Below are 26,906 nucleotides of genomic sequence, written 5' to 3'. Positions count from 1 at the left end.
TATACTTACTCCTCCTGTAGTTCGAGCACGTTAAAACACTGTGAGCCAGACCAAAATGCACTGCATACGCACAAGCTGTATCCGTTTCCTTTTTCTTTATATTCAATTAAATTATATCATTATTTTACATAAATTTACAGACTTTGTTTTTTTATTTTATTGGTAAACTTATGCTTAGCATGAATTGGAGTGCTTTGGATTGAATTAGCGGTGCCTCGTCAACGTTGTATACAGTGCAATTATACATTTACTTTTGATTACGGGTTAGGGCTGATTCACTCTTCAACAGCCTCATTTCGTCGTGAAATTGTACAGCGTTGTAAGGGGCGCGCTTTGTCAGATGTTGCCTGCGAATATAACTTGCCTTACACCACGATAGAGCGCTGGTTTTATTGGTATGCACCTGAACAATTCCATGATGAAATAGCTACTCGAATTTGTGTAGATGAGTTTGCGATTCGTAAAGGGCACACGTATGCAACAAGTGTGCTAAATGCAGATACAGGGCATGTTTTAACTGTCGTTCCGAATCGTAATCAAGAGGCAATCGAAACAGGCAAAAAGACGATTAGCTGATTGGATAAAACGCTATCAATTCCATGTTTGCGGTGCGGTTGCGAAAATTGTGAAAAGCTTCGTATTACGTGAGAAAGCGATGCTCGATACAATTGTGTCACCTTTATCCAATGGAATCATGGAGGGAACAAACAATAAGATTAAACTTATCAAACGGCGTGGGTTTGGCTAAAGAAGTGATGACCATCTTTTCTTGCGCATTCGCTTAGAAACAGAACGTTGATTTTATCAACCCCATCTTTTGGTGATGATCCTTTCATATCGCATTTTTGGTACTTTATAGAAATAATTCTTCCGTTTATAAATTTATTATATTAATATATTAAATAAAGAGGTGAGAATAAATGGGACAACCACTATTTTTATTAGTTCTTCAATTCATTGCATTTATATTAATCATTTGTATCTTATATGGAATCTTGTATAATGTCGTATTGAATTTAAATATGCCTAAATGGACTGCACATATGGTAGCTACGTTATTTTCTCTTGGTAGTGCCTATCAAGCTTTTGTAAATTTTTTTGTATAACACGCAACAAAAAGGTCGCCACTCACGGCGACCTTTTTACTATTTCACTTCTACCGTATAATTCCCTGTTCCCCCGCCATACTGATACACATGTAAATAATATTTCCCAGGATACGTGTAGTAACTTCCTACTAACTTATTTCCTTCTTGCTGGGCATACGTAACATAATTATTTAAATCTGCTTCCGAATAAAGAACCCAGTTCATTCCGATATTATTTTCATTCGTTACGTTAATTTGAAGGTTTTTAGCAGTATCCACATTAATTTCAAAGAAATCACTCGTATCGCCATTTCCTAAACTAGCACGTAAAATTTGATTTAGCTGCAGTTTGTTTGCTGTTTGAAATGAGTTATTCGGCTCTTTTTCCACACTGTTATCTTCTTTCTTTTGAACCGTTACATTCGTTGTAGCAGTATTCGTTAATCCTTTGTCATCTGTTACTGTTAATTTCGCTGTATATGTTCCTTCTTTTGTATACACGTGAGTCGGATTTTGCTCATTACTTACTGCTCCATCACCAAACTCCCATTTATACGAAGTAATTTTCCCATCTTCATCTTTTGATCCATCGCTTTTAAACGAAATTGCTTCATTTACATTTCCACTATAGGGCCCATTTATAACTGCAACTGGCGCTTTATTCACAGCACCTTCTTCTGTATTAATACCATGGAATACAACATCATACTCAAATTGTCCTGCTGCATTCACACGGTAATTTACGAAATAAGCTGTTACTGTTTTATAGCCTGTCCATTCTTTCGCACTTAAACGTTTTAACGTATCATTCACGTTTTGTGTAATTGTCTTCCAGTCTTCATATTCTCCTTTTGCAGTAGTACCTGTGTACGTCCCTTGTAGTGTAAATGTATGAAAGAACTGTGATTTATTTTTCTTAACTGATACATTATTTAATTTTGCTTCTGCTGTAATTTCTGCCGCAATATCTGAAACTGGTTTCGGTGCGTGAGTTGCTAAATAATCATCTGATACTAACGGAACATTATATTTCTCACGGTTATCTACTAACATTTGCATATAATCTTGATATTCTTTATTTAAATTCGCATCTTTACTTAAAGCAGAGCGGTATGCATCATATGCTGTTACATCATTTTTCCTAATAAGATCATGAATTTTGTCAAACATATCATATCTCTTATTGTACATGTACGATTGTAAAGCGAAGGAATAATTATAGAAATCCCACGTTCCATATTTTGCGTTTAACGTTCTCTCTGCTGTATAACGTTCTGCTGGATTTGAAGATATTCCTCCTATAATGCTCTTTCTCGGTACAACATTATCTGTTCTCGTTGCACCTGCAAAAAACTCCGCATTCCCTTCTTCAAACCAAGATAATCTCTCATTCTCATACATCTTCCCTTGTCCCCAAAGTCCTGGCACTTCATATCTACCTTGTAAGTAATGTGTGAACTCATGTCGGAACAATTCTTCTAAACTATAAATACTTTCTTCTGGCGTACGTTCATACGTAAAGAACGTACCTGTTCCTTCTATATAAAGACCGCCGTTATTCGTTTCATACCCGTATAATTGACGGTTAAATTGATATTCAGCTGGGCTATTATAAATAACCATCGTTAATACATCATCAGGATTGCCTTTTTCTAACGGCTGGTCACTTTCAACCGTACGATGGAATTGTGCCTTCACTTCTTTTGCCGCCCAATATAGACGTTTTACTTTTTCTTCTGTCACCTTATCTCCAGCTTTTAACACAATTGCTCCATCATCGAACGTATACGTTTTCGGTAAATATTTTTTCTTTCCATCTTCTCGTATTTGATCTAAATTCACAACATTTCCATTTGCATCTTTCCCGCCATAATTCGTTGCAATTTGCTCAGCCGCTACGAAATATTGCTCTCCTAAATACGGATACATTTTCATTGCGTCCGTTACAACTTGCAACCCTTTCGTTCCTGTACTATGGAACGTACCAAGTCTACCTGTATAATAAATACCATTATTAATTAACCAACCATTTTTCTCTGTCACCGTTCCAATTAAGGCAAAACGACTTAATTCATTAATATAGCTATCAATTTTTTGATACCATATTGTATCTTTCGGTGCTTTTCTCGTATCGTATAAATACGATTGAATATCGTAATCAACACCTTGCATAATATCGTAAATCGCATTTCCAGCTGATAGATTGTCTACCAATGTAGAAAAATTATCGTTATATTGTTTAAAAATCTTTGCAGCTGATGTTATCGTTTCCACATCACTCGAAGCATTTCCTATTAATTTTCCGTATGATGAGACAACTCTATTTTGTTCTAACGTACCGAGTTTGAAATTCGGGTTATTCGCAATCGTTTTTAATGCAGGTAAGCATTTATCATGATAGCTTCGATCATTTAGTTTACTTAATTCTGTATGATAAAATCCTAAATAAAACCCTGAGCGTAATACCTCTACTAAAGTCTCAATCCCTTTTGAATCATCTCTCGTATAACCTTGTCCTTGCTGCTTCAATTTATCAATAATTGCCTGCATTCTACTATCATTTTGATAGAATGCAAGACTGTCCTTATTAAACTGAAATAGCCCAGTAATTTGCTCCCAATCAATTGTTACAAGTAAATCCACTAACTGCTGATTGCTCAATTGATTTAATTCAGCAATTGTATACGTTTTCGCTGCGGTTAATTGTTTACTTTTCTTTTTTACTTCTGGTGGTCTTTGCGATAAATCAGCAAGCTGTAGCCTTTTCTCAAAAGACTTGCTTTCAAGCACTTTTGATGAATGAGCTAATTCTTGCACTGATAATTGCACACCAACTGGCTCCATTTTGAGAACGTTCCGATAAGAAACTGGTTCTCCCTTTGTACTTTCTGCCAATGCGCCCCCTTGAAAACTCCCTAACATGAAACTAGCAAAACTTACCCCTACTAACACTTTTTTTGAATAGCCTTTCATGCTCTCCCCTACCTTACATTTTTTAGTGTTCCGCACCATTATTTTACTATTTTTACTTTTTATACTGTATTGAGAAAAAATAAGGTAACGTTCACACATGTATCCACGCCGTGTAAAATTAACACTTGACTTTATGTGCATTTTATATCAAAAAAAGATAGATAATAGCGAAATTCCCGCTACATCTATCCTCGTTTTCAGCGCTATGATTTTAAATTTATAAATGTTACTTCCGGTAATGTTTGCATATACTGAATAAACTCATTCTTTTCTTCTGACGATATATTTTTCAGCTGCATCCCTACCTTATAAACTATTTCTGTACCTTGCTGTGAAGTTTCCACTTCATATGAAAGTATTGGAATGCCTTTCACTTGTAGTGTTTCTAATATTTGTTGTACTGCTTCATGTTTATTTATACACATTTGCACCGTTATATTTTGCGGAAATAAAAATTGCACCTTAAAAATACGGCTTACAATCTCTAAACCAATTAAAACGAGAATCGTCGCTCCAATTCCTACTACATACATGCCAGCCCCAATTGCTAATCCAATTCCTGCTGTAGCCCATAAACCAGCCGCTGTCGTTAATCCTTTTACCGCCTGCTTTTGAATAATAATTGTACCTGCACCTAAAAACCCTACTCCACTAACAACTTGCGCTGCAATACGACTTGGATCAAGAGCCATATGTTCTTCATTCATAATATCTGAAAAAGCATATTTCGAAACGACCATTATTAAAGCACTTCCTACCGCTACTAGGAAATGTGTTTTTAATCCCGCCTCTTTTGATCGAATTTCCCTTTCAATACCGATTATTGCTCCTAACAAACCAGCAACACCGATTCGTATAATGAAATCAATATTTACACTCACGAGCCCTTCCCCCTTTCATTCATTATAGATAAATAAAATAAAAATTATCACACACATCGATTTATCGATATGAATGAATTTCATTAAAATACACTGAATACCTAGGTCATTTTATGTTAATATTTTAAATATTAACATAAAATGAATAACTTCTAATTTTAAACATCCACTCATTTTCTTGAAAAACAAAGGTGGATTACATGAAATGAGGTTGAGAAAGTTTAGAAAACGCTTTCATTTTGTGTTGTAATTTTTTATACATTCTACATAAATAAAGGAGCTTGCTAACAATGAACGTCTCTTTGATTACACCTACTACCGATTTACAAGACGAATACTTAGATTTTTATAACGAATGGAAAGATAGCGGTGAAACGATGATTCCGTGGGTTATTACAAAAGACCCTTCTAACTTCCCTGCTATGGTACAAGAACTACTCGATGCACATAACGGAATAAATCTTCCTGAATCTTGGGTACCAGATTCTACGTATTGGCTCGTTACAGATCATAATAGAATTGTAGGCGCTGTTAATATACGTCATAGTTTAACCGAACATTTATTTAACGCTGGCGGTCATATCGGTTATGGCATTCGCCCTTCTGAAAGAAGAAAAGGTTATGCTACGAAGTTACTAGCATTATCACTGGAAAAAGCGAAGCAATTAAACATCACAAAAGCACTTGTCGTTTGCGATGAAGTAAATACTGCTTCAGAAAAAACAATTTTACATAACGGCAGCCTTCGTGATGATGATTTCACTGAGGAAGACGGAAATGTAGTAAGACGTTTTTGGATTGAGCTATGAAGAAGTCATTGAATGAACATAATCTTGTTATAGAGAAATATAGTAAAAATAATGAGCTACAAGTAAAACAACTTATTGATTTATATAATGAAGAATCGTACGTATTTCACTTATTACGAGATAATAAAACAAAATGTGCGTATGTTGCCTACTATAAAAAAGATGTAGTAGGCATCTTTTTCACCTGGGGCAGTAACTTCCATCCATACTGCACATACTTTCGAATATATACGAATCCTTTCTATTCGGAGCTACACATTGAAAAATTTTTATTAAACGAGATTTCAAAAAGAGAAAACTTCAAACTACCATTACAAACCTCTATATGGGAAACATCAGCTCATTTAAAAGCGTTTTTTGAAGAACATAATTTTACGGAAATCCGAAGAACATATATGCCGATATTAGACTTACAAAAAATAGTTTCTATCGAGATAGTCCCTAATTCAAATTATCATATACAAATTTTATCGAACATCGTATCAAATAATAATTTATTAGAAAAACTAGCCTACTTAGTAAAAGAAAATTATGAGCAAACCCACCTAGCAAATCCCGTTGCCTCATTCCCACTACAAACTTGGCAAGAGATGATTTTAGCTGATGACGTACTACTAGATGGGAGCTTTCTCATTATAGATGAAGAGCATCGAATTATGGCATACTCTTTCCTCCATACATCAGAAAAGGATAATACAGTAGAACTAGGATGGTGCGGGACTCACAATACAGAAAATGTATCCTTACTGAAACTTCTCATTTTCAAACAAGCTATGTATGCAAATACACACGGTTATTCTTTCTTTCAAGGTGAATTCGATTCAACAAGTATATATGCAATGGAGATATTAAAATCTTTCCCTTTCAATCCTTGTGCTACCTGGATTACGTATCAAAAAGAAATCGGAAGGTAATTATACACCTTCCGACTTCTTTTATGCTGTTTCTATTTCAAACTGTACTGTAATACCACTCGGGTCTACTACTGTAAACCCATTTATAGTTTCATTTATTTCATGCTGTTTTTCTATTAATCTTTCTTTCACTTCATCTAACGCTTCTTTATGCGGCAGTACTATCGTATACACTTTTAATCCAGTTGCATGTGCCGGTGGGTGCGGATTATTTACTCCGTTCCACGTATTTGCGCCTATATGGTGATGATATCCTCCTGCAGAAATGAATAAGCAGTCATCTTCGCGTTGCTGCACTTCAAAGCCTACTGTATCTACATAAAAGTCATGTGACTCTTCTACATTAACTATTCGTAAATGTACATGTCCAACGACAGTATTAGCAGGTAATCCATCAAATTCATAATCAACAAGCGTTGCTAGTTCTTTTAAATCAAGCGGGGTACTTCCTCCTGGCCCTTCTCCCCATTGATCGCGCGGACGATCCGCATATATTTCAATACCATTTCCCTCTAAGTCTTGTAAATAAAACGCTTCGCTATACGTATGATCACTCGCACTATTAAACCTTGAAATTGGTAAAATTTCATTTGAATATGTATAACGTCCCTCTTGCTCAGCTGGACTATCAATTACATTCTTATTACGAATCACACCAAATAATGCCGAAGCAAACGCCTCACGAGTCGGAACTAAAAAGGCTACATGATATATACCAGTCGTACGCGGCTCTTGCAGTACCCCGTCCTCTAACTTTTCAAGAACAAGTAACGTGTTCTTTCCACCTTTTCCAGATAAATACGCTTTATTCCCCTCTTGCTTAATTACTTCTAAACCTACAACATTCTCGTAAAAAGCAATTTGACGTTCTAAATTTAACACCTTAAATTCAACATGACCAATACGTGTTTTTGGATGAATTTGTACCATGAGTAACTTCCTCCCCAATTTCCTTTTATTTTTATATAAGTTGATGGACAATAGCCACATTCAACGAACATACTTTAATTTTGTTTTTTTGTAGCATCAACTTTCAGCCATTTTTTTGATATTTCGCTTAATGTCCCATCTTGTTCTAATTCTTTCAATGCTTTATTTATATCTTCTAACTTTTCGCTCTTTTTAGCAAATGGAAATGCAATCTCTCCCCATTTAAGTGGACCAAATCCTACTTTCACATTATCTAAATCTGCCTTTTTAATTGTTGTTTCTACTTGCACTTTATCATTATAGTAAGCATCTACACGACCAAGTCCCACTTCATTCAATTCTGCTGTTGGATCTTCTGAGAACGTTTTAATTGTAAAAGCATTATTTTTATTTAAAGCTTTTAATTCTTGTTCCCCGGCTGTACCAAGCCCCACACCTACAGTCTTTCCTTTTAGATCTTCTATCGATTTAATTGTATTATTATCTTTCTTCACCGCGAAAACAGATCCTGAATAAACATATGGAATTGAAAAGTCATATTTCTTTTTTCTTTCCGGAGAAACCGATAATTCATTTGCAATTGTATCAATACGACCCGAGTCTAATAAACCGAATAATCCTTCAAAATCAGAAACGTTCCATTCAACTTTATATCCAGCTTTTTTAGCAGCCGCTTCAATAATTTCAGCATCAAAGCCTTTTACTTTCTCACCCTCTTTAAAAATAAATGGACTACGACCTGCAGACGTCCCAACTTTCACTACTTTTTCATCTGTTTTTTTGCTCGCTGTATCTGAACCACAAGCAGATAAAAGCCCAACCGATACTGTTAATGCCAATGTTAGTAATAATGATGATTTCCTCATAATTTTTCCTCCTAAATAACGAAATGATTGCCTTCTTCTGAAGCATTCAATTGTCGTAAAAACTTTTTCGTACGCTCATTTTGTGGATTCCGAAAAATTTCTTCTGGCGTTCCCTGCTCTACAATAATGCCTTCAGCCATAAATATAATACGGTCCGCTACTTCTTTTGCGAAATTCATTTCATGTGTGACAATAACCATCGTTATATGCTGCCTTGCCAAATCCTTAATGACTTGCAATACCTCGTTCACTAATTCTGGATCAAGTGCAGAAGTCGGTTCATCAAACAATAATACAGCGGGATTTAAAGCCATTGCCCTAGCAATACCTATTCTTTGTTGTTGCCCACCTGATAACATCGTTGGGTAGAAATTTTCTTTTTCAGCTAAACCTACTTGTTTTAATATTTCTCTTGCTATTCTTTTTGCTTCTTCTTCACTTTTTTTCTGTACAACTGTTAATGGCGTTGTAATATTTTGCAATGCTGTTTTATTTTTAAATAAATTATAGTTTTGAAAAACCATTGCTGTTTTTTGGCGTAATTTTATTATTTCCTTTTTATAAAGCTTCTTCACATGAATCTCTAAATCTTCAATTCTAATACTTCCACCCTCTGGTTGTTCTAATAAATTTAAACATCTTAATAGTGTCGATTTACCTGAACCAGAAGGTCCAATAATGACTACTACCTCCCCTTTACCGACAGTAAGTGAGATTCCTTTTAGTACTTCATTACTCTTATAAGATTTATACAAATCACTTATCTCAATCACACATATCACCTCATCCTTGTTACAAATACGGTGCATCAAGTTTCTTTTCTAACTTTTTCTGTCCCCAGCTAATTACGATTGTAATAATCCAATATACAATCGCTACCGCTAAGTAACTTTCCATATAACGATACGATTGTGCCGCTAACATTTTCGCTTGCGCTAAAATTTCAGCCACCCCAAGTGCAAAAGATAACGAAGATTCTTTTAACAATCCAACAAAATTATTTCCAAGTGACGGTACCGCAACCCGAATAGCTTGCGGAAAGATAATCTGTCGCATAGCTTGCGCCTTTGTCATTCCAACTGATAAACAAGCATCCATTTGTCCCGATTCGACAGCATTTAATGAACCTCGAATAATTTCTGACAAATACGCTGCATTATTTAAACTGAGACCAATTAAAGTCGCTTGCATCGCTGTAAGTACTGTAAAGGTTGGGAATATTTGCGGCAATCCGAAATACAACACGAACAATTGAACTAATAAAGGTGTTCCTCTAAAGAAAGATATATATACTCTTGCAATAGAATATAGAAATTTCGTTTTGTTTTTCGTTATGATCGCCAAACCTATCCCTATAACAAAAGAAATAATCATTGAAACTACAGTAATTCCTAAAGTTATGTATACATACTTAAATAATTGCGGAAAACTTTCTAAAAAATACGTTACATCAAACTTCACTCTATCCCCCCTCTCTAAATAAAAAACTCTTCTTACACATATAAGAAGAGTTGAATGTTAATCCATTTCCCCTCATCTTCCAAACGCTTCATACGTTTGCTGGACTTAGCACAGTACTTTTATAGCCTGTTGCTGAGATTTCATCGGGCCAGTCCCTCCATCTCTCTTGATAAGAAAACTAATAAATTTTTCCATTTATTTAGTTGTTATTATGAAGAATACAATTAATAACTAATAATGTCAATAGGAAAACTAAGAATTAAATTCGATAAAGTGAAACTTTAATCAGTGGGGGGTTTCTTCATCCCCCACCTAACCTTCTTTGCTTTCGCTGAATTTTGAGGTGGGGGGTCTTACTGCCCATTAAAGCCGGATAAATTCCCAAACATCTTGTTCCTCACATTCACCTAGTCTTGAAATGTATCACTAATACTGGATAAACTACACAGAAAAAGCCATTATTTCTATTGTTAGTAGAAATAATGGCTTTTTCTAGATTATGATTCTTATCGCATTTTATGTACTTCAGCAACTAACTTTCCGCCCTGAATACCCATATAAAGCTTCACAGGTGCATCATTCGTGTTTTCAAACACTAAGTCTAAGTATGGATATGCAATTGTAGCATCTCTTCCTTGTGGAACGTAACCTACCGTTTTAGAATGTGTTGTTCTCTCTACCATTTTCAAACCAGCTTGATCTGCTGCATTGTATAATGTTGATGATGTTTGACAAACACCACCGCCATATCCATCTACTAATTTACCATCTACAATTTCTTTTCCTAATTGATATCCTTTATCTGGCGTTGTATCACCAATTAATGCATTGAAAGAGAAACGGTCTCCTTTTGCTAATACAACTCCATTTATGCTCGCTGCTGACAAACGAATATTTTCAATACGGCCACCTGTTGAGCCACCTAAATTCGTTTCATATCTACCAATTACCGTACCACTTCCTTGCGCATCACTTAATGTTGCAGTAGGCTTCTTCTCAACAATAGGTAATTGATAGGAAGAATCCCACATACCTACGTTTAATAATTTATCTACTAATTCTTTTTCCATTAATTCATAAGAAGGTTTCCCTTCTTGCCAACTTCCATCAGATCCTAGACGTGAAGGGACCATCTTTTTGTCAACATTTTTTCCAACTTCCCTAGCAACCTTCTCAACTGATTTTTTAAATTTCGCTTCATCTTCAAAATAACCTAGACTCGACAAATCTAGCTTTTTCACTTCCGTACCTGTACGACCATCTACTAAACTAATAGAATCCTGTACTTCTGCTTTAGCCTCTACCGTGTGGCCACCAATATCACTTACTAATGCAACATCACTTACTTTTGTACCACAGCCACTCACTACAGCTACACATAAAACCCCAACTAATATACCCTTTACTTTACGGAACAATATACTCTCCCCTTTTCCCCAATACTACTTTTATGTATTATTTCATTTTTATGTATGTTTTGTTACAATCATTTTACAATATATTTATAAATTGTTACAAGTTATTTTTTACTCTATATAAATTACTCTTTTCTTTTCCAAATGTCTATACATATTTACATAAAAGTTTGAGTTTGATAGAATTGTAACCTTTACGTAACCTCTCCCTATTATCCAGTATATACCATAAAACGAACGAAATACAAATGTAAAACTCCATATTCGTATTTATAAAAAAACATCCTGTGAACATAAATAGGTATTTGCCGTGCCACGCTCCGCTTTTACACATACATTATGGTGAATTAACCTATTTTAAAGAAATGGAGGATGTTTTTATGTACCCCTACAATCCATACGATCCATATAACCAAACTGGTTATCAACCTCAATATGATTTACAAGCACAATACCAACAATATATAGATCCAGTAGAACAAGTTAATCCATATGATCAAACTCGACAATTCCAACTTCCAATCTCTTTTCCTGGTGCTGGAAACCGTCAATTAGAAAGACGAGTAAATGAGCTTGAACAAAGAGTACGTCAATTAGAAAACACGGTTGAGCGTCATACACGTAGATTAAACCGCTTAAACCAACGTTTACGTACAGTAGAAAACAGACTGAACATTCCATTTTCAGCATTAGAAGACGGATTTTAATTTCGAAAATAAAAAATATATGAAGGAAGGGGGCTTCCCCTTCCTTATATAAATTGACGAAAGTTTTTTCCATCTCTATACTGATAAGAGTTAATGAAATGAAACAAGGTGATAAATATGGATTTTGAAATAAATTATCTTTCCTTTTATGTTGTACAAGTAGAAGGAAAAGGTGAAGCTGTTGATAAACGCTACAAACATTTTCAAACATTAGACGCTGAAGAGTATGAAGATAGCTCCTTAAAAGAATTTTTGAATGGAGAATTATTAAAAATTTCAAAGCGAAAAGTAGAACGTCATGCGAAAACAGAACAAGCTCCGACAAAGATTGGTCGCTTTATTGTAGAAGAAGGGCACGAACTTGATTCAAACCCTCATTACAACTTATTTAATCGCATCCGCTTTGCAGAAACGAAGGAAAACTTCAAAGATATGAGCGAACCTCTCGTTTATACATATCTTGACACAAGTGCTGTGCGCGGTGGTGTATTTTTAATTGCGCAAGCAAAACTACGCAAATACTTTGATGATCCATTCGTCTTCGTTATGAAATGTGACTTCGAGCCAAAAGTCGCTTCTATTTCCGATGAATCCACACTAATTCGTAACGTTGAAATGGCCATTACAACAAAAAATATGAAATCTATCCAATATCCGTACATGCCCGAAGAAGGTATGGTCGAAGTGGGCGAGCTAAAGATTCACCAAGCATCACACGCCCGTTACTTTGAAGACTTCTTAAAATTCGTCGAGTACGAACGCTCTATGCCTGAAATTATGAAAACACAAGTAATGGACATGGTATACGACCAAATTGAAGATGTATTTGAAGAAGGTACGGAAGAGCGCGAACAATTCGACCAAGCGATGGAAGTATGGGCTGCCAGTCCGAAACGCGAAATTATGGAACAATTTTCAACCGAAGAAGTAATGGAAGCTACCGCTCAAATCGTCGAGCACGCGCCTGAAGTGGAATTAAAGCTAAAAGCAGACCATATCTCTGTAAAGGCCCTGCTTGCTGATTTCGGGGATCAAATACATATCGCAAAGGTAAATGACCGATACGTATTAATGATTGAGGCTGATACACTTACATTTGAGAAAGGCTTCTCTCCAATTGAGTTTCTGAAGCCAGATGAATTGCAAGACGTAATTGAGCGGATTGAGAATAAGCAGCAGTATTCTTATGATCCGAACGGGATTGAATAAATCCTTCCATTTAACTGTTTTTACTGGACGCTTTTAATAAGCGCTCTTTTATTTGGGACATAGTTTTCATTTATATTAAAAACCGATTCCACTAAGAATCGGTTTTTCTGCTTTATAACAAAATATGTTTAAAAATAATTTTGATTCAGGATGACATTTGTTGCAGAATCAAGTCCATCCCTTTCTGATTATACAAACGTATTTCCATTAGAAATATTGGCTTCAATATTCCTAATAGACCAAATCCTTCTATAAGTTTTTGGTGTTTTTCCTTTTAGTCACTATGTATGTTCTCAAAATTAAAGTTTCATTTCACTACCTCAAACTTATTGTACTCGTAAAAAGATAACTGAAAACGATATTCCGGATGCTCTCTCACCCAATCGTAAGCTTCTTCTAAAATTTCCATTTTGTTTTGCAAGTCATTAAGTTCACTACATTCGTTCCTTTTCTGTTTGCACAGAGGACAAAATCCATTCACTATTTCAATACTCGTCGCCCTAATCGTTTTACTTTCTAAATTAACTACTAAACGAAGAAGAAAAGAATGCTCTTCTTTTGTAGTCACCGTCATTTCAGCAATCCCATCCTCATTCCAAAAGATTCCGTTTAATTCCATCTGTACGTTGACGTCTTTAATATCTAAGTCTATCACTATCACACCTCCCTTGTATAAAGCTCATCTTTTACTCTTCGATTTTAATCTTTAATACACCACGCTTTAAAGATATATTAAGCTTTTTCCAATTCTTCTTCTTTGCTATGAAAGGAAGTGTAATTACCGCTAATAGCGTGGTAAATATTATCCCAAAAACTAAAACTGTTACAATGTTAAAGATTGCTTCCATTCAACTTTACCCTCTTTCATTTCTATAGGCTCTAATTTTATGAATATATTAAAAAATTTCTTACCACACCTTAAATTTCAAAGTAGCACAGCAAATCAATTCCTATTTATATGAATACTTTATTCATCCATCAATACAATGACAGTAAATTTATGTAGCTAGAAATAGAGAAGAATGTCATTTAACCTCTGCATTCTTCTCCATCTCAGCCAAATACCTAATCTGCCTTTCCGCTTTTCTAACCGCCGTACGAAAATGTTTTTTCAGAAGTTCTATTGTAGGTTCACTTATATAATATCTTTCCGTTATACTTTCCCACGTGTCACTACTTTCAAATGTACTCCAAGCGAACGGACGCTCAGTATTTTTTCTCATTTCTTTAAATACCCATTTTCGCATCTTTTTTTTCGCTTTTTCTGTTAGTTTTCCGTTCTCTACTAGTTCAAGTTCACCATGCCTTTTATACCTTTTAGTAATATCTCTCTCGCTATATGCTTTAAGAAGTATGTTCGCTGTATTCTCAGCATCCGCTAAAGCACGGTGCTGCTTTCCTTCCCATGTTAAACCGAGTTGTTCTACTGCAGATTGTAAACTCGGTGTATGCTCAAATAATTCTTCATACGCTTGGAAAACAAACTTTTGCAAATCAATTCTTCTTTCTTTTTCCATACACGGGCAATCTACACCATGTAACGTGCAATCATGAACTAGAAACCGATAATCTTCTTTTCCCCATGTAACAAATATAGAATCTTCTCCGATAAACTGAATAAATTTCTCTATAATTTGCGGAAATTTCTCTACACCCATTAAATCTTTCTTTGTAATTCCCGTTAATTTTGTCGTATGGCGAGTAAGCCTAGCACCCGGTTTTACTAATTCCGAAAATTCTCCAATTACCTTCATTGTACTCGCTTCTATTTTTACAGCCCCGATATCAACTATCTCTGACGGGTCGTCTGATTTATACGGCCTAAAATTTCTCTCTATATCAAACACAATAAAATGTGTAGTGTTTTTCAATTTTTTTACCTCTTTCTAAGTTCCTTTTCACACACATACTTTATTTTCAGTATTTATTTATTCATACACTTTATGCATGTAATACCTTGTCTAAAAAACAAATTCAATCTCATTACTATATGTACATAGGGGGTTATTCAGTAAAAACGCAAAAAAAAAGAAGGGCAAGCCCTTCTTTTTTCCACAATTACTTCTTGTTAACGTTAGTAGCTTGAGGTCCACGGTTACCTTGTTCTACTTCGAAAGTAACTTCTTGACCTTCTTCTAAAGTTTTGAAGCCTTCGCCTTGGATAGCTGAGAAATGTACGAATACGTCTTCTCCGCCTTCAACTTCGATGAATCCGAAACCTTTTTCTGAGTTAAACCATTTTACTTTACCGTTTTGCATGAAAAAAATCCTCCTACAATGTACCTATATGTACATATTCATTTTCAACCACTTTACAAAAATAAGTCAGACATTAAAAAAACTGCAACTCTGAGGAGATTTAACATTGCTATCCTCCTCGGAAGTTACAGCTCATTTAAATCTCTATATTATTAAAAGTAAAATGGTTTAAATATAATATATCATATCAATATAATAAAAGCAAAGTTTTTTTTACTATACAACTTTTTTCTTCCATTGCATTGCTTTTGATTCACCTGATCCAGCTACAACATAGCCTTCTTTTTCGTTCACGATGCGCCAACCATGCCCTTTAACTGAGTCACATACTGTAACAATTCCTTCTTCTAGAAGTACACGACAAACGGTACTAATCCCCGCCTTATTTTGCGTTGACGTTGTATATAGCACATGTTGATCTACACTTAAGTCTAAATAGCTACTTGCTTTTTGCTCACTTTGACATGTGTGCCAATATGTTTTTTCACTCTCTATACTTTCATCTATTTTACAAAAAGAAATATTACCGCTAATCCCCTTGCACGACCCACTGGCTGCTACTAAATAAGAATTGTGTAAAGTCAACGCTGAAATCATCTGATTCATTACGATTTTAATCCTCTTTAATTTACGTGTCTCCAAATTAAAGAGCCAAACACCACCATATTTAGTATGTATTTTCGTACCAATAAATAAGTAATGTTTATATAAAAACAACGATCGAATAGATGGTGCCCCGCCACCATACTCAAGAAATGGATGAATGGTTTCCCATGTCGAACCAAAATCATTCGAATGATACAACGTTTTATCTCCATGAGCAATGACAGTTCCTTCTATATTACTACACACATTCCAACTCGTTGCCTTTGTTGGAAAACGTTGAACCGTCCAATTCTCCCCACCATTCATACTACGAATAAAAATTCCTTCGTCACCTACACCATACACTACATTATCTTCGCTATGTAAATCCCTAATTCGTTTTTGAAAACCATGTAAAATTTGTTTCCATTCTCCGTCTTGTTCAATAAATAAACCATTATATGTAGTAGCTAACATAAGCTTTCCATCTCTTAACTTTGTAATAGCGGTCGCACTTAACATTGTCTCCACGTTGACACTCCCATTCTTAGAACTTCTCAGCAAATGCAATTGCAAAATTACTGCATTTTTCAACATCCTCTTCATCTTCTGGAGCTAGTTCGATTTTCAACCCTTCTTGTACAAGCTCTGCACCGCGCTCTACAAGTCTTTCTTCAAATATCGTTACCGCTTCACAAAATAGTTCATACGCCGTATCACCTGATCCGAATACCGCTGCTTTCTTCCCTGATAAATCTATATTTTCTAAGTCATCATGGAAATCTTCCGCTTCAAATGGCAATTCCCCATCTCCCCACGTATAAGACCCTAAAATGATTCCATCATAAGCTAATAACTCTTCAGCATCCATGCCTTCCATTTCTTGCAATACTACTTCATGATCAAAGGCATCTAAACTAACTTTAATTAAATCAGCAATACTCTCTGTATTTCCTGACATACTCGCATAAGCTATTAAAATTTTCGCCACTTCGGCATCCCCCTCTTACAATAAATGATTCTCATTCTCATTATATTAATAATGAGAATCAATTTCAATTATATTTTTTTATTCTTATTTATTCCATATAAAAAAGCACAGATGACTATACAATCATCTGTGCTTTTTATTACTTTTTAAAAATACCAAACGGCTTTCCAACTGGTAAAACAACTTTTCCAAAGTGTGTGTTTAACACTGCTGCTGCTGAACCATAGAAAGATAATAATGAAATAAGAAGTTCAGAATATGCTGCTAAATTATGCATTGCATGCGGCATAACACCTAAAGTACTTAATGAAAGACCAATAAATAAGAAATCAATAAGAACGAAAATCATAAATAATACTTTATGTGTTTCCATTGCACCAATTGTCATAAAGATTGTGAAAATCAAATATCCGATAAAGGCTACACCAAGCTGTTTTGAATCTGCAGCTTGTGCTAATTTTTCGCCGAATACTCCAAGTTGAATTAACCAAGTCATTCCAACGCCTAGCCAAAATAGACCGTACGCACCGAATGCTGTTGTACCGAATGTATTGTTATGCTTTGCATCATGAATGCACGCAAAGATTTGTGCAAATCCTCCTAAAAAGATTGCCCACGGTAATACGAGTGAAACGCCATCTGTTAAGCCTAACTTTTGAGATGATGCTACAAGTGTTACCATCGCTAATCCAAATAGACCGATTCCAGATGGATCTGCTGTTGTCATTTTCACATGATGTGTAGTTGTTTGATTGCTCATATAAACCTCCTGATTATAAACATACTCGAATACAATACTTAAATCAGAAGGCTATGTCAATGGTTTTTTTTGTATGTTGTCAGACTTTACTTTTTATAATGATTGAATATACTTCCGACCACTTCATACGGTTTTATATTCACTTTTTCCAACTCATATATCGGCAACCATAACGGAATATAAATCCCTCTATCTTTCATTTCGAATTCTTCAGCTTTACCACTTCCAAAAACTCCACCTATAATATCGGCATTAAAATAATACTCCGTACTCTTATACTCCACCTTTGCAATTAAATGCTCCACTTTTATATGTACCCCTAATTCTTCAAAAATTTCTCGCCTTGTTGCTTCTTCAGGTGTTTCTCCTTCTTCGATTCCTCCGCCTGGAAAAACATAGTACGTTTCATCTTCTCGAATACGTTTTATAAGAGCTATTTTTCCTTTCTGCACAATGATAGCCGCGCCGCGATTTCTTATCATTTTATTACCTCAATACCAATCGCAACTGTTCCCCACTTTTGTTCTTGTTCTTTCGTATATATTTTGTATGTACTTTCTAACATTTCCTCTAAACTATCATTTTCACAATCCAATAATTTTTTATCAATTTGTTCGTACATTGCTTGAAAGTTTTCGTATCGTTTTATCTCCGTTACTTTTACAGCCATCGTTGCTGCTGTCGTAAGGTTCGTAAATATAATATGATCGCCTTGTTTTATGAGTTGACGTTTTTTATCGTATAAGCGCACTTCATACACTTTTTTCCCTGATTGAATTGACTGAAAAGGTTTATTATATAATCCCATCTCATACCTCATACATTCCACTCCCATTTATTCATTTTACTTATTAACACTGGTCACCTTACTACACCTTGCATATAATATTCCACGCTTATTTCTTGATTGAGAAAGAAGGTTGAAGAATCATGTTATATTTAAATCAAAAACCTGAATATAGTAAGTATGATATCGGTGATTATACTTATAGTAAAGTAGGTCCAACTATTTTTTCTTGGAATGATGAAACGAAATTAAAAATAGGTAAGTTTTGTTCATTAGGAGAAGACGTTGTTTTCATACTTGGCGGAGAACATCGCGCGGACTGGATAACGACTTATCCATTTAACGCTCTTTTCAGCGAAGGAGCCCATATTACTGGTCACCCCTCTTCAAAAGGTGATATCGTAATCGGCAATGATGTATGGATTGGTTATCAATCCTGCATTTTATCTGGTGTTACAATTGGTAACGGTGCCATTATTGGTGCCAAAAGTGTTGTTACAAAAGACGTCCCTCCATATGCAATTGTGGCTGGTAATCCAGCAAAATTTATTCGATATCGTTTCCCGCAAGAAACAATTGACAAACTAGAGAATCTTGCATGGTGGGATTGGGACATTTCTGTTATAAAAAGAGCGATTCCATTACTACTCTCCGACAAAACCGATGAATTTTTCACCTCGCCCGAAAAAGAATCTACATGATTCATGCAGAAAGAGCATCCTTCTCTTACAGGATGCTCTTTCTGCATTTATTTTTTCTTTATTTGCAAGTGATCACACGGAGAACATTGAAAAGGAATTTTCCCTAAACAATTAAGATTCGTTTCACAAATTTGTTCTATCGTTGGAACGAACGGAATGACGACTATATTACTTTCTACTATTTGTGTAACAGGTGGCAATACTGTACCTACTTGATGTTCGAAACGAATACTCGCTTGATTAATATAATTTCCTGAACCACTTGGTGCGCTCTGCACTACTACTTGGAACGAAACGGTTCGCGCTTGACCAGGATTTAAACTTCCTATAAGAAATCCTGATACTGGGTTTACATTTGGCACTGACGTATTATCAACCGCTACAGTTCCAAGGACAAATTGAACACTACTATCTAACATATCTTGAAAACGAATATTTTGTATTGCTGTATCCCCCGTATTTGTAATAACTGTCGTAAACGTAATAACATCTCCAATCGTTGCTGCCTGTAAATCTGCTGTTTTTACGACTGTCGTTGAGACATTTTGAGAAATAAACGGGATAACAACTGTATTGCTATCACCTTCAACTACTACTGGCGGCTCATTCGGGTTTACAATTGCAAGCCCATTTGCTATAGCAGTATTTGTAACTAAATTATTTATTTGTCCTCCTGTTATTACAACTTGGAAATTAATAATTGCCGCATCATTTGGCTGAAAATCACCTAACGGGATACCAGTATTCGGATTGGCAAATGGGAGAGGTACATCATTTACCGTTACCGTGCCATTTATAAATAACGTATTCGGATCAATGATATCTGTTAAAATAATATTCGTCACAGGAACTGTACTGTCATTTATAACGGCGATTCCATAAGTGATAACATCTCCTACCATCGCTACTTCAAAGTTTGCTCCTTTTGCAACAAATAAGATTGCAGTATTTACCGTTACTATAACTGTATTGCTCGTATCCATCACTGTAACTGGCGGCTCTCCTGGTACTAAAATATATTCTGCCAACGCCCCTGCAACGTTCACTACTGTACCACCATCTGGAAAACTTGTAATCGTAGCTTTATATGTTACAAGTGCGGTCTCACCAACTGGAATATCTTGTATCGTAAATCCGAGCTGCGGATTTAACCCCGGTTGTGAAACTCCATTTATCGTTACACTATTTGCGACGAAATCGGCTTCTGGAGATAGCACATCTATAAATTGAACATTCATTGCATCAGCAGTACCAGTATTTAATATACGAACCGTATACGTTACCGTTTCTCCTACTCCAACAACTGAATGATCTACTTCTTTTAGCATATCTAAGCTGCCTCTATTTACTGGCGTAACCGTCGTATTACTTGAATTCGTAATTGTAAACGGAGGTTCTCCTGGAATCAATTCGAAATCACCCGTTACTCTCGCTGTATTCATAATGCTACTAGAAGGTGGAACCGCGATTACATTTACTTCAAATGTAATTAATACACTATCTCCTACTGCAAGATTCGGTAATGAAAAGCCTACAAATGGATCTAAGCCTACTTGCGGAATTCCATTTATTTGTACACTTCCAGGAACGAATTCTAAACTAGGTGATGGGACGTCAACAAACTGAACATTCGTCGCTGTTACCGTTCCCGTATTTGTAACTTGCACACTATACGTTAACGTATCTCCTACTCGCGTTGCTTGTTTATTTACTGTTTTTATTACATTGAAGCGCCCTCTATTCACCCTCGTTATTGTCGTATTACTTGGCTGATTTACTATAACTGGTGGCTCTCCTGGCACTAAAGTAAAGCTTCCTGTTATATTTGCAACGTTCGTAATTGTTCCTGATGACGGGATGTTTGTAACTGTCGCTTGAAACGTCACGATAACCGTTTCACCAACTGGTATATCTCCAACTCCAAATCCAGTAATCGGATTTAAGTTTGGTTGCGGGGCTCCATTTATCGTTACACTATTTGCTACAAATGACGCACCTGTTGAAATGGTATCAATAAACTGAACATTGTTAGCTGTTACTGTTCCTGTATTCGTTATTTGTACTGTATACGTCAATATATCTCCCACTAGAGTAGCGACTCTATTTACTTGTTTAATAGCATTAAAGCGTCCTCTATTTACAGTTGTGAGTGTTGTATTACTTGGCTGATTTACTATAACTGGTGGTTCTCCTGGTACTAATATAAAGCTTCCAGTAACATTTGCCGTATTGGCAATTGTTCCGTTTGACGGAACGCTAACAACTGTTACTTGGAATGTGACTTCTACACTTTCACCTGGATTTATATCTGGAAGCGTGAACCCATTATTCGGATTGAACCCAGGTTGTAACACACCGTTTATCGTTACACTGTTCGGTATGAATGTTATAGAGGAAGGTAATACATCACTATATTGAACATTCGTTGCTATCACGGTTCCCGTATTTTGAACTACTGTTGTATATGTGATTGTATCGCCTACCGCAACAACCGGCTGACTTACTGATTTTAATACATTTAAACCAGGCTCATTGATTTCTGTTAATGTCGTATTACTCGTCGTTGTTTCCGTAATAGGCGGCTCTGTTTCACTTACTGCAAATGTAGCTGTAACGTCTACAAAGTTAACAACTGTCCCACCTTCTGGTATGATTTTTACCTTCTCTTGATATGTGACACGTACAAAATCACCTACAGGTATATTTGGAACTGTAAAACCACTAAAAGGATCTAATCCTGGTGCCGGTACCCCATTTATGCTCACACTTCCTGGTACAAATTCTACACCCGCGGAAGTAGTATCGATAAATTGAACATTCGTCGCTGCCACTGTTCCAAAATTAAAGATAAATACATTATAAGTTAATATTTCTCCTACAGTTGCTACTTCTTTATCTACTAGTTTCAATGGAAAGATAAACGCTATATTAATTGTCGTAACGACTAAATTCGTTAATATCGTTTCCGTAATCGGTGGTTCTTGCGGATTTGGTTGTGAAGTAAATGTAACATCTGCATCATTTAATATGACTTCATTATCTGGAATTTCCGTAATCGTCACTTGGAACGTCACAGTAATATTTGCACCTGCATTTAATAACGGAGTAACTGTAAAGCCTACTTCTGGATTTAATCCAGGTTGCTGTATTCCACCTATCGTTACACTGTTCTCAACAAACGTCGTCCCTTCTGGAATGACATCCTGGAAGAGTACGTCTGTAACAGGGATAATTCCTACATTCGTTATTAACACTGTATACGTTAATACATCTCCAACAGCTCCGGCGGCAACATTTACTGTTTTTGTTGCTGTCACTTCGCCAGGAGGAGGTAATGGTATTGTAACTACCGTTGTATTACTTGAATTCGTTGTTGTTACAGGTGGTTGTAAAGGATTTAATAAGAAAGTGGCTGTAGCAGATGCTGTATTTAATACTGCTCCGCGTGTAGACGGTGCAATTACCGTAGCTTGGAACGTTACTGTCAACGATGTTCCAGCCACAATATTAGGAAGCGTGAAACCTATATTCGGATCGAATCCAGGTTGAGGCGTTCCATTTATCGTTACACTATTTGCTACAAATGTCGTTTCTGGAGCAATTGGATCAATGAAAGAAACATTTGTTGCTGTTACTGTACCGTTATTTCGAATGACAACAGAATATGTGTAAGTTTCTCCAAGTGCTGCTTGTTGTACAGATGCAGATTTTTGTATATTTAATTGTGCTGTGTTTACTTGCGTCACTACAAAATTACTATTTGTAATAGTCGTTATTGGAGGGTTTGCTGGATTTATAAGAAAACTTGCAGTAACGTTCGATTGGTTTCGAACATTTCCACCGCTCGGAATACTCTTCACTGTAACTTGAAACGTAATCGTGGCCGTTTGTCCGACCGGAATATTTGGTACTGAGAATCCTGCCATAGGATCCGCGCCTTGCTGAACGACTCCGTTGATTGTTACACTATTTACTACAAACGCAGTACCGGAGGGAATTTGATCTTGAAAAATAATATTCGTCGCAGGAACAGTTCCTGTATTTTGAATAAGAATCGTATACGTTAACGTATCCCCTACTCCTGCTTGTGGTGTATTTACACTCTTCATTATATTAAGTGATCCTACATTCACTCGCGTCACAACAATATTACTAATCGTTACAATTGTAATTGGTGGCTGGAGAGGACTTACTTGGAAATCAGCAGTTACATTCGCATTATTCGGAAGAACTCTATTTGATGGTACACTTGTGATTGTCACTTGGAAAGTAACTGTTACCATCCCTCCTACCGGAATATTAGCAAGTGGAAATCCAGTTGTCGGGTTTAAACCTGGTTGAGGTGTTCCATTTATTGTTACACTGTTTGCTACAAACGTTGTTCCAGAAGGAATCGGATCAAGGAATGATACATTTGTCGCTGCTACTGTTCCACTATTTTGTATACGAACTGTATACGTTAACGTATCTCCTACACCGGCTTCAGTAGCACTTACACTTTTCATTACATTTAATCCTGAAGAATTCACGACCGTCATAACAGTATTACTTGGTACTGTTACAGTAATTGGTGGCTCTGTTGGATTCAGAAGGAAATCTCCAGTGACATTCGCATTATTTACAACATTATTTCCTTGGGGAATTTCATCAATTAATACTTCAAACGTAACAATTACATTCGCCCCAGTAGGCAAATCATTTAACGGGAATCCAAGTTCTGGATCTGCACCTTCTTGTAAAATACCATTAACAAATACACTGTTTTCAATAAATAATGTTCCTTGTGGAATTGAATCTTGGAAAAACACATTTGTAGCTGGTACACTACCTGCATTTATGATTTCGATTGTATATACTAAAATATCGCCTACGGTTGCCACATCCGTATTCACTGCTTTCACAACTTCAAAATTCCCTGATTGTACAGTTGTATTCACTAGGTTACTCGGAATAGTAATCGTAACTGGTGGTTCACTCGGATTCACTTGAAAACTTGCTGTGACATTCGCGCGGTTTAAAATATCTTCATCTCCTGGATCCTGTACAATTACTACTTCAAATGTGACTACAACCGTTTGAGCCGCAGGAATATTTGGAAGAGAAAATCCTGTATTCGGATTCAATCCACTTTGTGATACTCCATTAATTGTTACAGAATTTGCAACGAAAGAAACAGCGGAAGAAATAGTGTCTTGGAATAACACATTTGTTAGGGGAACGTTTCCTGTATTTTGAACGGCAATCGTATATGTTAAAGTATCTCCTACTGCTGCTTGCGTTGTATTCACTTCTTTTATTACATTTAAACCGCCTGTATTAATTTGTGTTACCACTGTATTCGTCATTCTATTAATTGTAACTGGCGGCTGATTCGGATTAACAACAAAATTAGCAGATACACTCCCCCGATTCGCAATCGTACCTCCCGATGGTGTAGATGTAACTCGAACTTGAAATGTAACAGTCCTACTTCCGCCAGGAGATATATTAGCTACTGTAAACCCAGTCGCTGGATTTGCCCCAGGTTGTGAAACCCCGTCCACAGTCACACTATTTGCGATAAAAGTCGTTCCAACTGGAATCGGATCTTGAAAAATAACATTTGTCGCAAGTACATTTCCGATATTCTCAATAGTAATAGTGTACGTAAGAACGTCATTCACTGTCGCAAAAGCTCTATCTACTGTTTTTCTCGTTCTTATATCAGCTATATTAATAGTAGTCACTACAGTATTACTTGTCGCTTGCCCTGAAACTGGTTGTTGACCAGGCACTGGGGTAAAGGTAAATGTTGCACTCGCACGGTTCGGAATTGGATTGACAAGAGGATTAGATGTTACTCGAACTTGAAAGCGCACTACAGTCGTTTGTGAAGCATTAATACTTCCTAGATTAATACTACTTGCTGGATTCGCTCCTGGACGCGCTACTCCATTCACTGTAACACTATTTGGAACAAATGTTGTTCCAGCCGGGATGCTATCAACAAAAATCACATTGTTTGCAGCAACATTTCCATTATTTGTGACATTAACTGTGTACGTTAATACATCATTAAGTGTCGCAGTCTGTAGATCTACAGATTTTTGCATACTTATAGTTGCTTGGTTCACTGTCGTTTGTACAGTATTTGAAGAAGACATACTAGTAATAAGTGGACTACCGACGAAAGGACGGAATTGATACGATACCATTGCACGATTTAAAATAGGATTTGGATTCGGGAATGATGTTATTCGAACTTGAAATGTAACGATTCTTTGAGCATTATTTGGTATCGTTCCTAAATTAATTCCACTAGTTGGATTTGCACTTGGTTGTGTTACTCCACCTACCGTTACACTACCAGCTATAAATGTTGTGCCGTTCGGAATACTATCTTGTAATACAACGTTGTCCGCACTTCCTGTTCCTGTATTCGGAACTGTAATCGTATAAGTGAGAATATCCCCTATACCTGCAACTGCTTTATCAACAGATTTGGCAGGATTTATAATCGGCCCCGTCGCATCAATTTGAACACCAAAACCAGCCGCTGCATAACCATCACCATTTGTAACGAACCGAACGGTTGCTGACGTTTGATTATTTACTAATGATGATGAAGCATCTACGTTTGTAATATCCCATCCTTGTCTTCGAACAGCCAAAGCTACCCCTAACGGCTGGTTTAAATCTCCAAATGTACCGCTCGTATCTAAATTTCCGCTGTCATTACAAATTTGAGACTGGAAGAAATTATTTGCAGGGTTTCTCGGCCCGAATAATGCAACTGTAGCATTTGGGTTTGGTCCAAAGCGAAGTTGATCTCCAGAAATGTTGGAATCTCCCTCTTGTGCAGTTACAAGTACCCTTCCTGTTACAGCTCCTGTAGCTGGCGTAGCAAATCCTGAAATAGTAGCATCAACTGGTGGTGATGAAGCATCAATAATTTCTTGACCTGCATATACTGACAAATTTCGAAGTGGTAAACTTGCATTTTGATACACAACCTCAAGCGTCCATCCCGCTGAACGGCTAATTGTTGGGTCAGCTGAAGTTCTTGCAGCTGGCACAGCACCCGTTGTATACGTGCCTGCCCCACCTGCACTAACAAGATTCGTTACATTGGCAGAGCGAGCATAATAAAACTGGTTTCCTACTGAACCTTGCTGCGCAGTAGCAGGATCTGGCGTAACAGAAAACGTTCCTGCTGGCGTTGTAAATGTAATGTTATCATTTAAAAATGGTAAAACATCTTCCGTATCAGTCCGGAAAGTACCAGCCCAAACTAATTCTGCATATAACACACTGCTTCCCGCTGGAAGATTTAAAATTGCACTTGAAGAATTCAATTGCCACTCATCTGTTGTCCCTGCTGGGAATCCTGGTACTTGCAGCGCTGTATTTACTGTCGTAAACACAGCAAGTGTACCAAAAATATTACCTGGTGCAGGTGATGTAGGGCTAAGTCCCAGCGTATTCCCAGTAAACGTGACGGCACCAGGTACTGTTGTCGTAAAACGATTTATAAAAGGCACACAATCATCTCATTTCAATTATAGTAAAAAGTGCTCTATACTATAAAATG

At 36.4% G+C, this 26,906-nt stretch carries 25 protein-coding genes and 1 riboswitch; of the genes, 8 read left to right on the top strand and 17 right to left on the bottom strand.

Features of this window, described 5'->3' with window-relative positions:
• Positions 1-189: 189 nt before the first annotated feature.
• From LMD38_RS09515 to LMD38_RS09510, 3 genes are all read left to right on the top strand, one after another.
• Positions 190-576: a transposase gene (locus LMD38_RS09515; protein ID WP_161485285.1), complete on the top strand. Its 387-nt coding sequence runs from the start codon at positions 190-192 to the stop codon at positions 574-576.
• Positions 518-748: a transposase gene (locus tag LMD38_RS28815; RefSeq protein ID WP_080120835.1), complete on the top strand. Its 231-nt coding sequence runs from the start codon at positions 518-520 to the stop codon at positions 746-748. Before LMD38_RS09515 ends, LMD38_RS28815 begins: the two co-directional genes overlap by 59 nt.
• Positions 749-920: 172 nt before the next feature.
• Positions 921-1,106 carry a hypothetical protein gene (locus tag LMD38_RS09510; RefSeq protein ID WP_049113234.1) on the top strand — a complete coding sequence of 62 codons (186 nt, stop codon included), beginning with the start codon at positions 921-923 and terminating at the stop codon, positions 1,104-1,106.
• Positions 1,107-1,145: 39 nt separating this feature from the next.
• Here the strand turns inward: LMD38_RS09510 and colA are convergent, their stop codons facing one another.
• Together colA and LMD38_RS09500 are read right to left on the bottom strand one after the other, a co-directional pair.
• Positions 1,146-4,061: a collagenase ColA gene (gene colA, locus LMD38_RS09505; RefSeq protein ID WP_062821445.1), complete on the bottom strand. Its 2,916-nt coding sequence runs from the start codon at positions 4,059-4,061 to the stop codon at positions 1,146-1,148.
• Positions 4,062-4,264: 203 nt separating this feature from the next.
• Positions 4,265-4,942 carry an MgtC/SapB family protein gene (locus tag LMD38_RS09500; RefSeq protein WP_062821446.1) on the bottom strand — a complete coding sequence of 226 codons (678 nt, stop codon included), beginning with the start codon at positions 4,940-4,942 and terminating at the stop codon, positions 4,265-4,267.
• 290 nt (positions 4,943-5,232) lie between these two features.
• On the opposite strand from LMD38_RS09500, the gene LMD38_RS09495 reads away from it, so the two are divergent.
• Positions 5,233-5,751, top strand: a complete 519-nt coding sequence (locus tag LMD38_RS09495) for a GNAT family N-acetyltransferase (RefSeq protein WP_062821447.1) — start codon at positions 5,233-5,235, stop codon at positions 5,749-5,751.
• Complete coding sequence (locus LMD38_RS09490; RefSeq protein WP_062821448.1) at positions 5,748-6,665, top strand: hypothetical protein; 918 nt, start codon at positions 5,748-5,750, stop codon at positions 6,663-6,665. The genes LMD38_RS09495 and LMD38_RS09490 overlap by 4 nt, the downstream gene beginning before the upstream one ends.
• Before the next feature lie 21 nt (positions 6,666-6,686).
• Here LMD38_RS09490 and LMD38_RS09485 read toward each other — a convergent pair whose 3' ends face one another.
• From LMD38_RS09485 to LMD38_RS09465, 5 genes are all read right to left on the bottom strand, one after another.
• Positions 6,687-7,595, bottom strand: a complete 909-nt coding sequence (locus LMD38_RS09485; protein ID WP_062821449.1) for a VOC family protein — start codon at positions 7,593-7,595, stop codon at positions 6,687-6,689.
• A 74-nt stretch (positions 7,596-7,669) separates the two neighbouring features.
• Entirely contained in the window at positions 7,670-8,461 is a 792-nt protein-coding gene (locus LMD38_RS09480; RefSeq protein ID WP_001232341.1) for an amino acid ABC transporter substrate-binding protein, read from the bottom strand.
• Positions 8,462-8,472: 11 nt separating this feature from the next.
• Positions 8,473-9,234 (bottom strand): amino acid ABC transporter ATP-binding protein, encoded by a 762-nt coding sequence (locus tag LMD38_RS09475; RefSeq protein WP_061183440.1) that lies wholly within the window; start codon positions 9,232-9,234, stop codon positions 8,473-8,475.
• Between the two features lie 19 nt (positions 9,235-9,253).
• Positions 9,254-9,922 (bottom strand): amino acid ABC transporter permease, encoded by a 669-nt coding sequence (locus LMD38_RS09470; RefSeq protein ID WP_000667175.1) that lies wholly within the window; start codon positions 9,920-9,922, stop codon positions 9,254-9,256.
• A gap of 69 nt (positions 9,923-9,991) precedes the next feature.
• Positions 9,992-10,098: riboswitch (SAM riboswitch) on the bottom strand.
• A 330-nt stretch (positions 10,099-10,428) separates the two neighbouring features.
• A complete protein-coding gene (locus LMD38_RS09465) occupies positions 10,429-11,340 on the bottom strand; it encodes a VanW family protein (protein ID WP_000488988.1) in 912 nt (303 codons plus the stop codon).
• A 362-nt stretch (positions 11,341-11,702) separates the two neighbouring features.
• On the opposite strand from LMD38_RS09465, the gene LMD38_RS09460 reads away from it, so the two are divergent.
• Positions 11,703-12,044 carry a hypothetical protein gene (locus LMD38_RS09460; RefSeq protein WP_001997954.1) on the top strand — a complete coding sequence of 114 codons (342 nt, stop codon included), beginning with the start codon at positions 11,703-11,705 and terminating at the stop codon, positions 12,042-12,044.
• Positions 12,045-12,161: 117 nt separating this feature from the next.
• Positions 12,162-13,253, top strand: a complete 1,092-nt coding sequence (locus tag LMD38_RS09455; RefSeq protein WP_000345047.1) for a DUF3900 domain-containing protein — start codon at positions 12,162-12,164, stop codon at positions 13,251-13,253.
• Positions 13,254-13,560: 307 nt separating this feature from the next.
• Here LMD38_RS09455 and LMD38_RS09450 read toward each other — a convergent pair whose 3' ends face one another.
• From LMD38_RS09450 to LMD38_RS09410, 9 genes are all read right to left on the bottom strand, one after another.
• Positions 13,561-13,908: a hypothetical protein gene (locus tag LMD38_RS09450; protein WP_016718188.1), complete on the bottom strand. Its 348-nt coding sequence runs from the start codon at positions 13,906-13,908 to the stop codon at positions 13,561-13,563.
• Between the two features lie 31 nt (positions 13,909-13,939).
• Entirely contained in the window at positions 13,940-14,101 is a 162-nt protein-coding gene (locus LMD38_RS09445) for a hypothetical protein (RefSeq protein WP_000387289.1), read from the bottom strand.
• Positions 14,102-14,278: 177 nt separating this feature from the next.
• On the bottom strand, positions 14,279-15,124 hold the full coding sequence (locus tag LMD38_RS09440; protein WP_062821450.1) for an exonuclease: 846 nt from the start codon (positions 15,122-15,124) through the stop codon (positions 14,279-14,281).
• Positions 15,125-15,311: 187 nt separating this feature from the next.
• Entirely contained in the window at positions 15,312-15,512 is a 201-nt protein-coding gene (gene cspB / locus LMD38_RS09435; protein ID WP_001179150.1) for a cold shock-like protein CspB, read from the bottom strand.
• Between the two features lie 216 nt (positions 15,513-15,728).
• Complete coding sequence (locus LMD38_RS09430; RefSeq protein WP_000449506.1) at positions 15,729-16,628, bottom strand: WD40/YVTN/BNR-like repeat-containing protein; 900 nt, start codon at positions 16,626-16,628, stop codon at positions 15,729-15,731.
• A 16-nt stretch (positions 16,629-16,644) separates the two neighbouring features.
• Positions 16,645-17,088, bottom strand: coding sequence for a flavodoxin (locus LMD38_RS09425; RefSeq protein WP_001062754.1), 444 nt, complete (start codon positions 17,086-17,088; stop codon positions 16,645-16,647).
• Between the two features lie 139 nt (positions 17,089-17,227).
• The gene (locus LMD38_RS09420; protein ID WP_000070938.1) at positions 17,228-17,848 is read right to left on the bottom strand and encodes an acetate uptake transporter; all 621 of its coding nucleotides are present in this window, start codon (positions 17,846-17,848) and stop codon (positions 17,228-17,230) included.
• Between the two features lie 86 nt (positions 17,849-17,934).
• Entirely contained in the window at positions 17,935-18,330 is a 396-nt protein-coding gene (locus LMD38_RS09415) for an NUDIX hydrolase (RefSeq protein WP_016718190.1), read from the bottom strand.
• Positions 18,327-18,668: an ASCH domain-containing protein gene (locus tag LMD38_RS09410; protein ID WP_012644528.1), complete on the bottom strand. Its 342-nt coding sequence runs from the start codon at positions 18,666-18,668 to the stop codon at positions 18,327-18,329. Before LMD38_RS09410 ends, LMD38_RS09415 begins: the two co-directional genes overlap by 4 nt.
• A gap of 110 nt (positions 18,669-18,778) precedes the next feature.
• Here LMD38_RS09410 and LMD38_RS09405 point away from each other — a divergent pair, with 110 nt between their 5' ends.
• Positions 18,779-19,336, top strand: coding sequence for a CatB-related O-acetyltransferase (locus tag LMD38_RS09405; protein ID WP_000966314.1), 558 nt, complete (start codon positions 18,779-18,781; stop codon positions 19,334-19,336).
• A gap of 47 nt (positions 19,337-19,383) precedes the next feature.
• Here LMD38_RS09405 and LMD38_RS09400 read toward each other — a convergent pair whose 3' ends face one another.
• On the bottom strand, positions 19,384-26,856 hold the full coding sequence (locus tag LMD38_RS09400; protein WP_062821451.1) for a DUF7507 domain-containing protein: 7,473 nt from the start codon (positions 26,854-26,856) through the stop codon (positions 19,384-19,386).
• Between the last annotated feature and the right edge of the window lie 50 nt (positions 26,857-26,906).

The organism is Bacillus pacificus (assembly GCF_020861345.1).
GTDB lineage: Bacteria > Bacillota > Bacilli > Bacillales > Bacillaceae_G > Bacillus_A > Bacillus_A pacificus.
Note: the sequence above shows the minus strand (reverse complement) of the source record. Positions and strands in the feature narration are given on the sequence as shown.

What these genes read in the sequence shown, in the direction of transcription:
- LMD38_RS09420 (WP_000070938.1), bottom strand. Translation starts at nt 17,848, where the DNA reads ATGAGCAATCAAACAACTACACATCATGTGAAAATGACAACAGCAGAT.
- LMD38_RS09495 (WP_062821447.1), top strand. Translation starts at nt 5,233, where the DNA reads ATGAACGTCTCTTTGATTACACCTACTACCGATTTACAAGACGAATAC.
- LMD38_RS09405 (WP_000966314.1), top strand. Translation starts at nt 18,779, where the DNA reads ATGTTATATTTAAATCAAAAACCTGAATATAGTAAGTATGATATCGGT.
- LMD38_RS09460 (WP_001997954.1), top strand. Translation starts at nt 11,703, where the DNA reads ATGGAGGATGTTTTTATGTACCCCTACAATCCATACGATCCATATAAC.
- colA (WP_062821445.1), bottom strand. Translation starts at nt 4,061, where the DNA reads ATGAAAGGCTATTCAAAAAAAGTGTTAGTAGGGGTAAGTTTTGCTAGT.
- LMD38_RS09415 (WP_016718190.1), bottom strand. Translation starts at nt 18,330, where the DNA reads ATGATAAGAAATCGCGGCGCGGCTATCATTGTGCAGAAAGGAAAAATA.
- LMD38_RS09410 (WP_012644528.1), bottom strand. Translation starts at nt 18,668, where the DNA reads ATGAGGTATGAGATGGGATTATATAATAAACCTTTTCAGTCAATTCAA.
- cspB (WP_001179150.1), bottom strand. Translation starts at nt 15,512, where the DNA reads ATGCAAAACGGTAAAGTAAAATGGTTTAACTCAGAAAAAGGTTTCGGA.
- LMD38_RS09485 (WP_062821449.1), bottom strand. Translation starts at nt 7,595, where the DNA reads ATGGTACAAATTCATCCAAAAACACGTATTGGTCATGTTGAATTTAAG.
- LMD38_RS09455 (WP_000345047.1), top strand. Translation starts at nt 12,162, where the DNA reads ATGGATTTTGAAATAAATTATCTTTCCTTTTATGTTGTACAAGTAGAA.
- LMD38_RS09510 (WP_049113234.1), top strand. Translation starts at nt 921, where the DNA reads ATGGGACAACCACTATTTTTATTAGTTCTTCAATTCATTGCATTTATA.
- LMD38_RS09480 (WP_001232341.1), bottom strand. Translation starts at nt 8,461, where the DNA reads ATGAGGAAATCATCATTATTACTAACATTGGCATTAACAGTATCGGTT.
- LMD38_RS09490 (WP_062821448.1), top strand. Translation starts at nt 5,748, where the DNA reads ATGAAGAAGTCATTGAATGAACATAATCTTGTTATAGAGAAATATAGT.
- LMD38_RS09445 (WP_000387289.1), bottom strand. Translation starts at nt 14,101, where the DNA reads ATGGAAGCAATCTTTAACATTGTAACAGTTTTAGTTTTTGGGATAATA.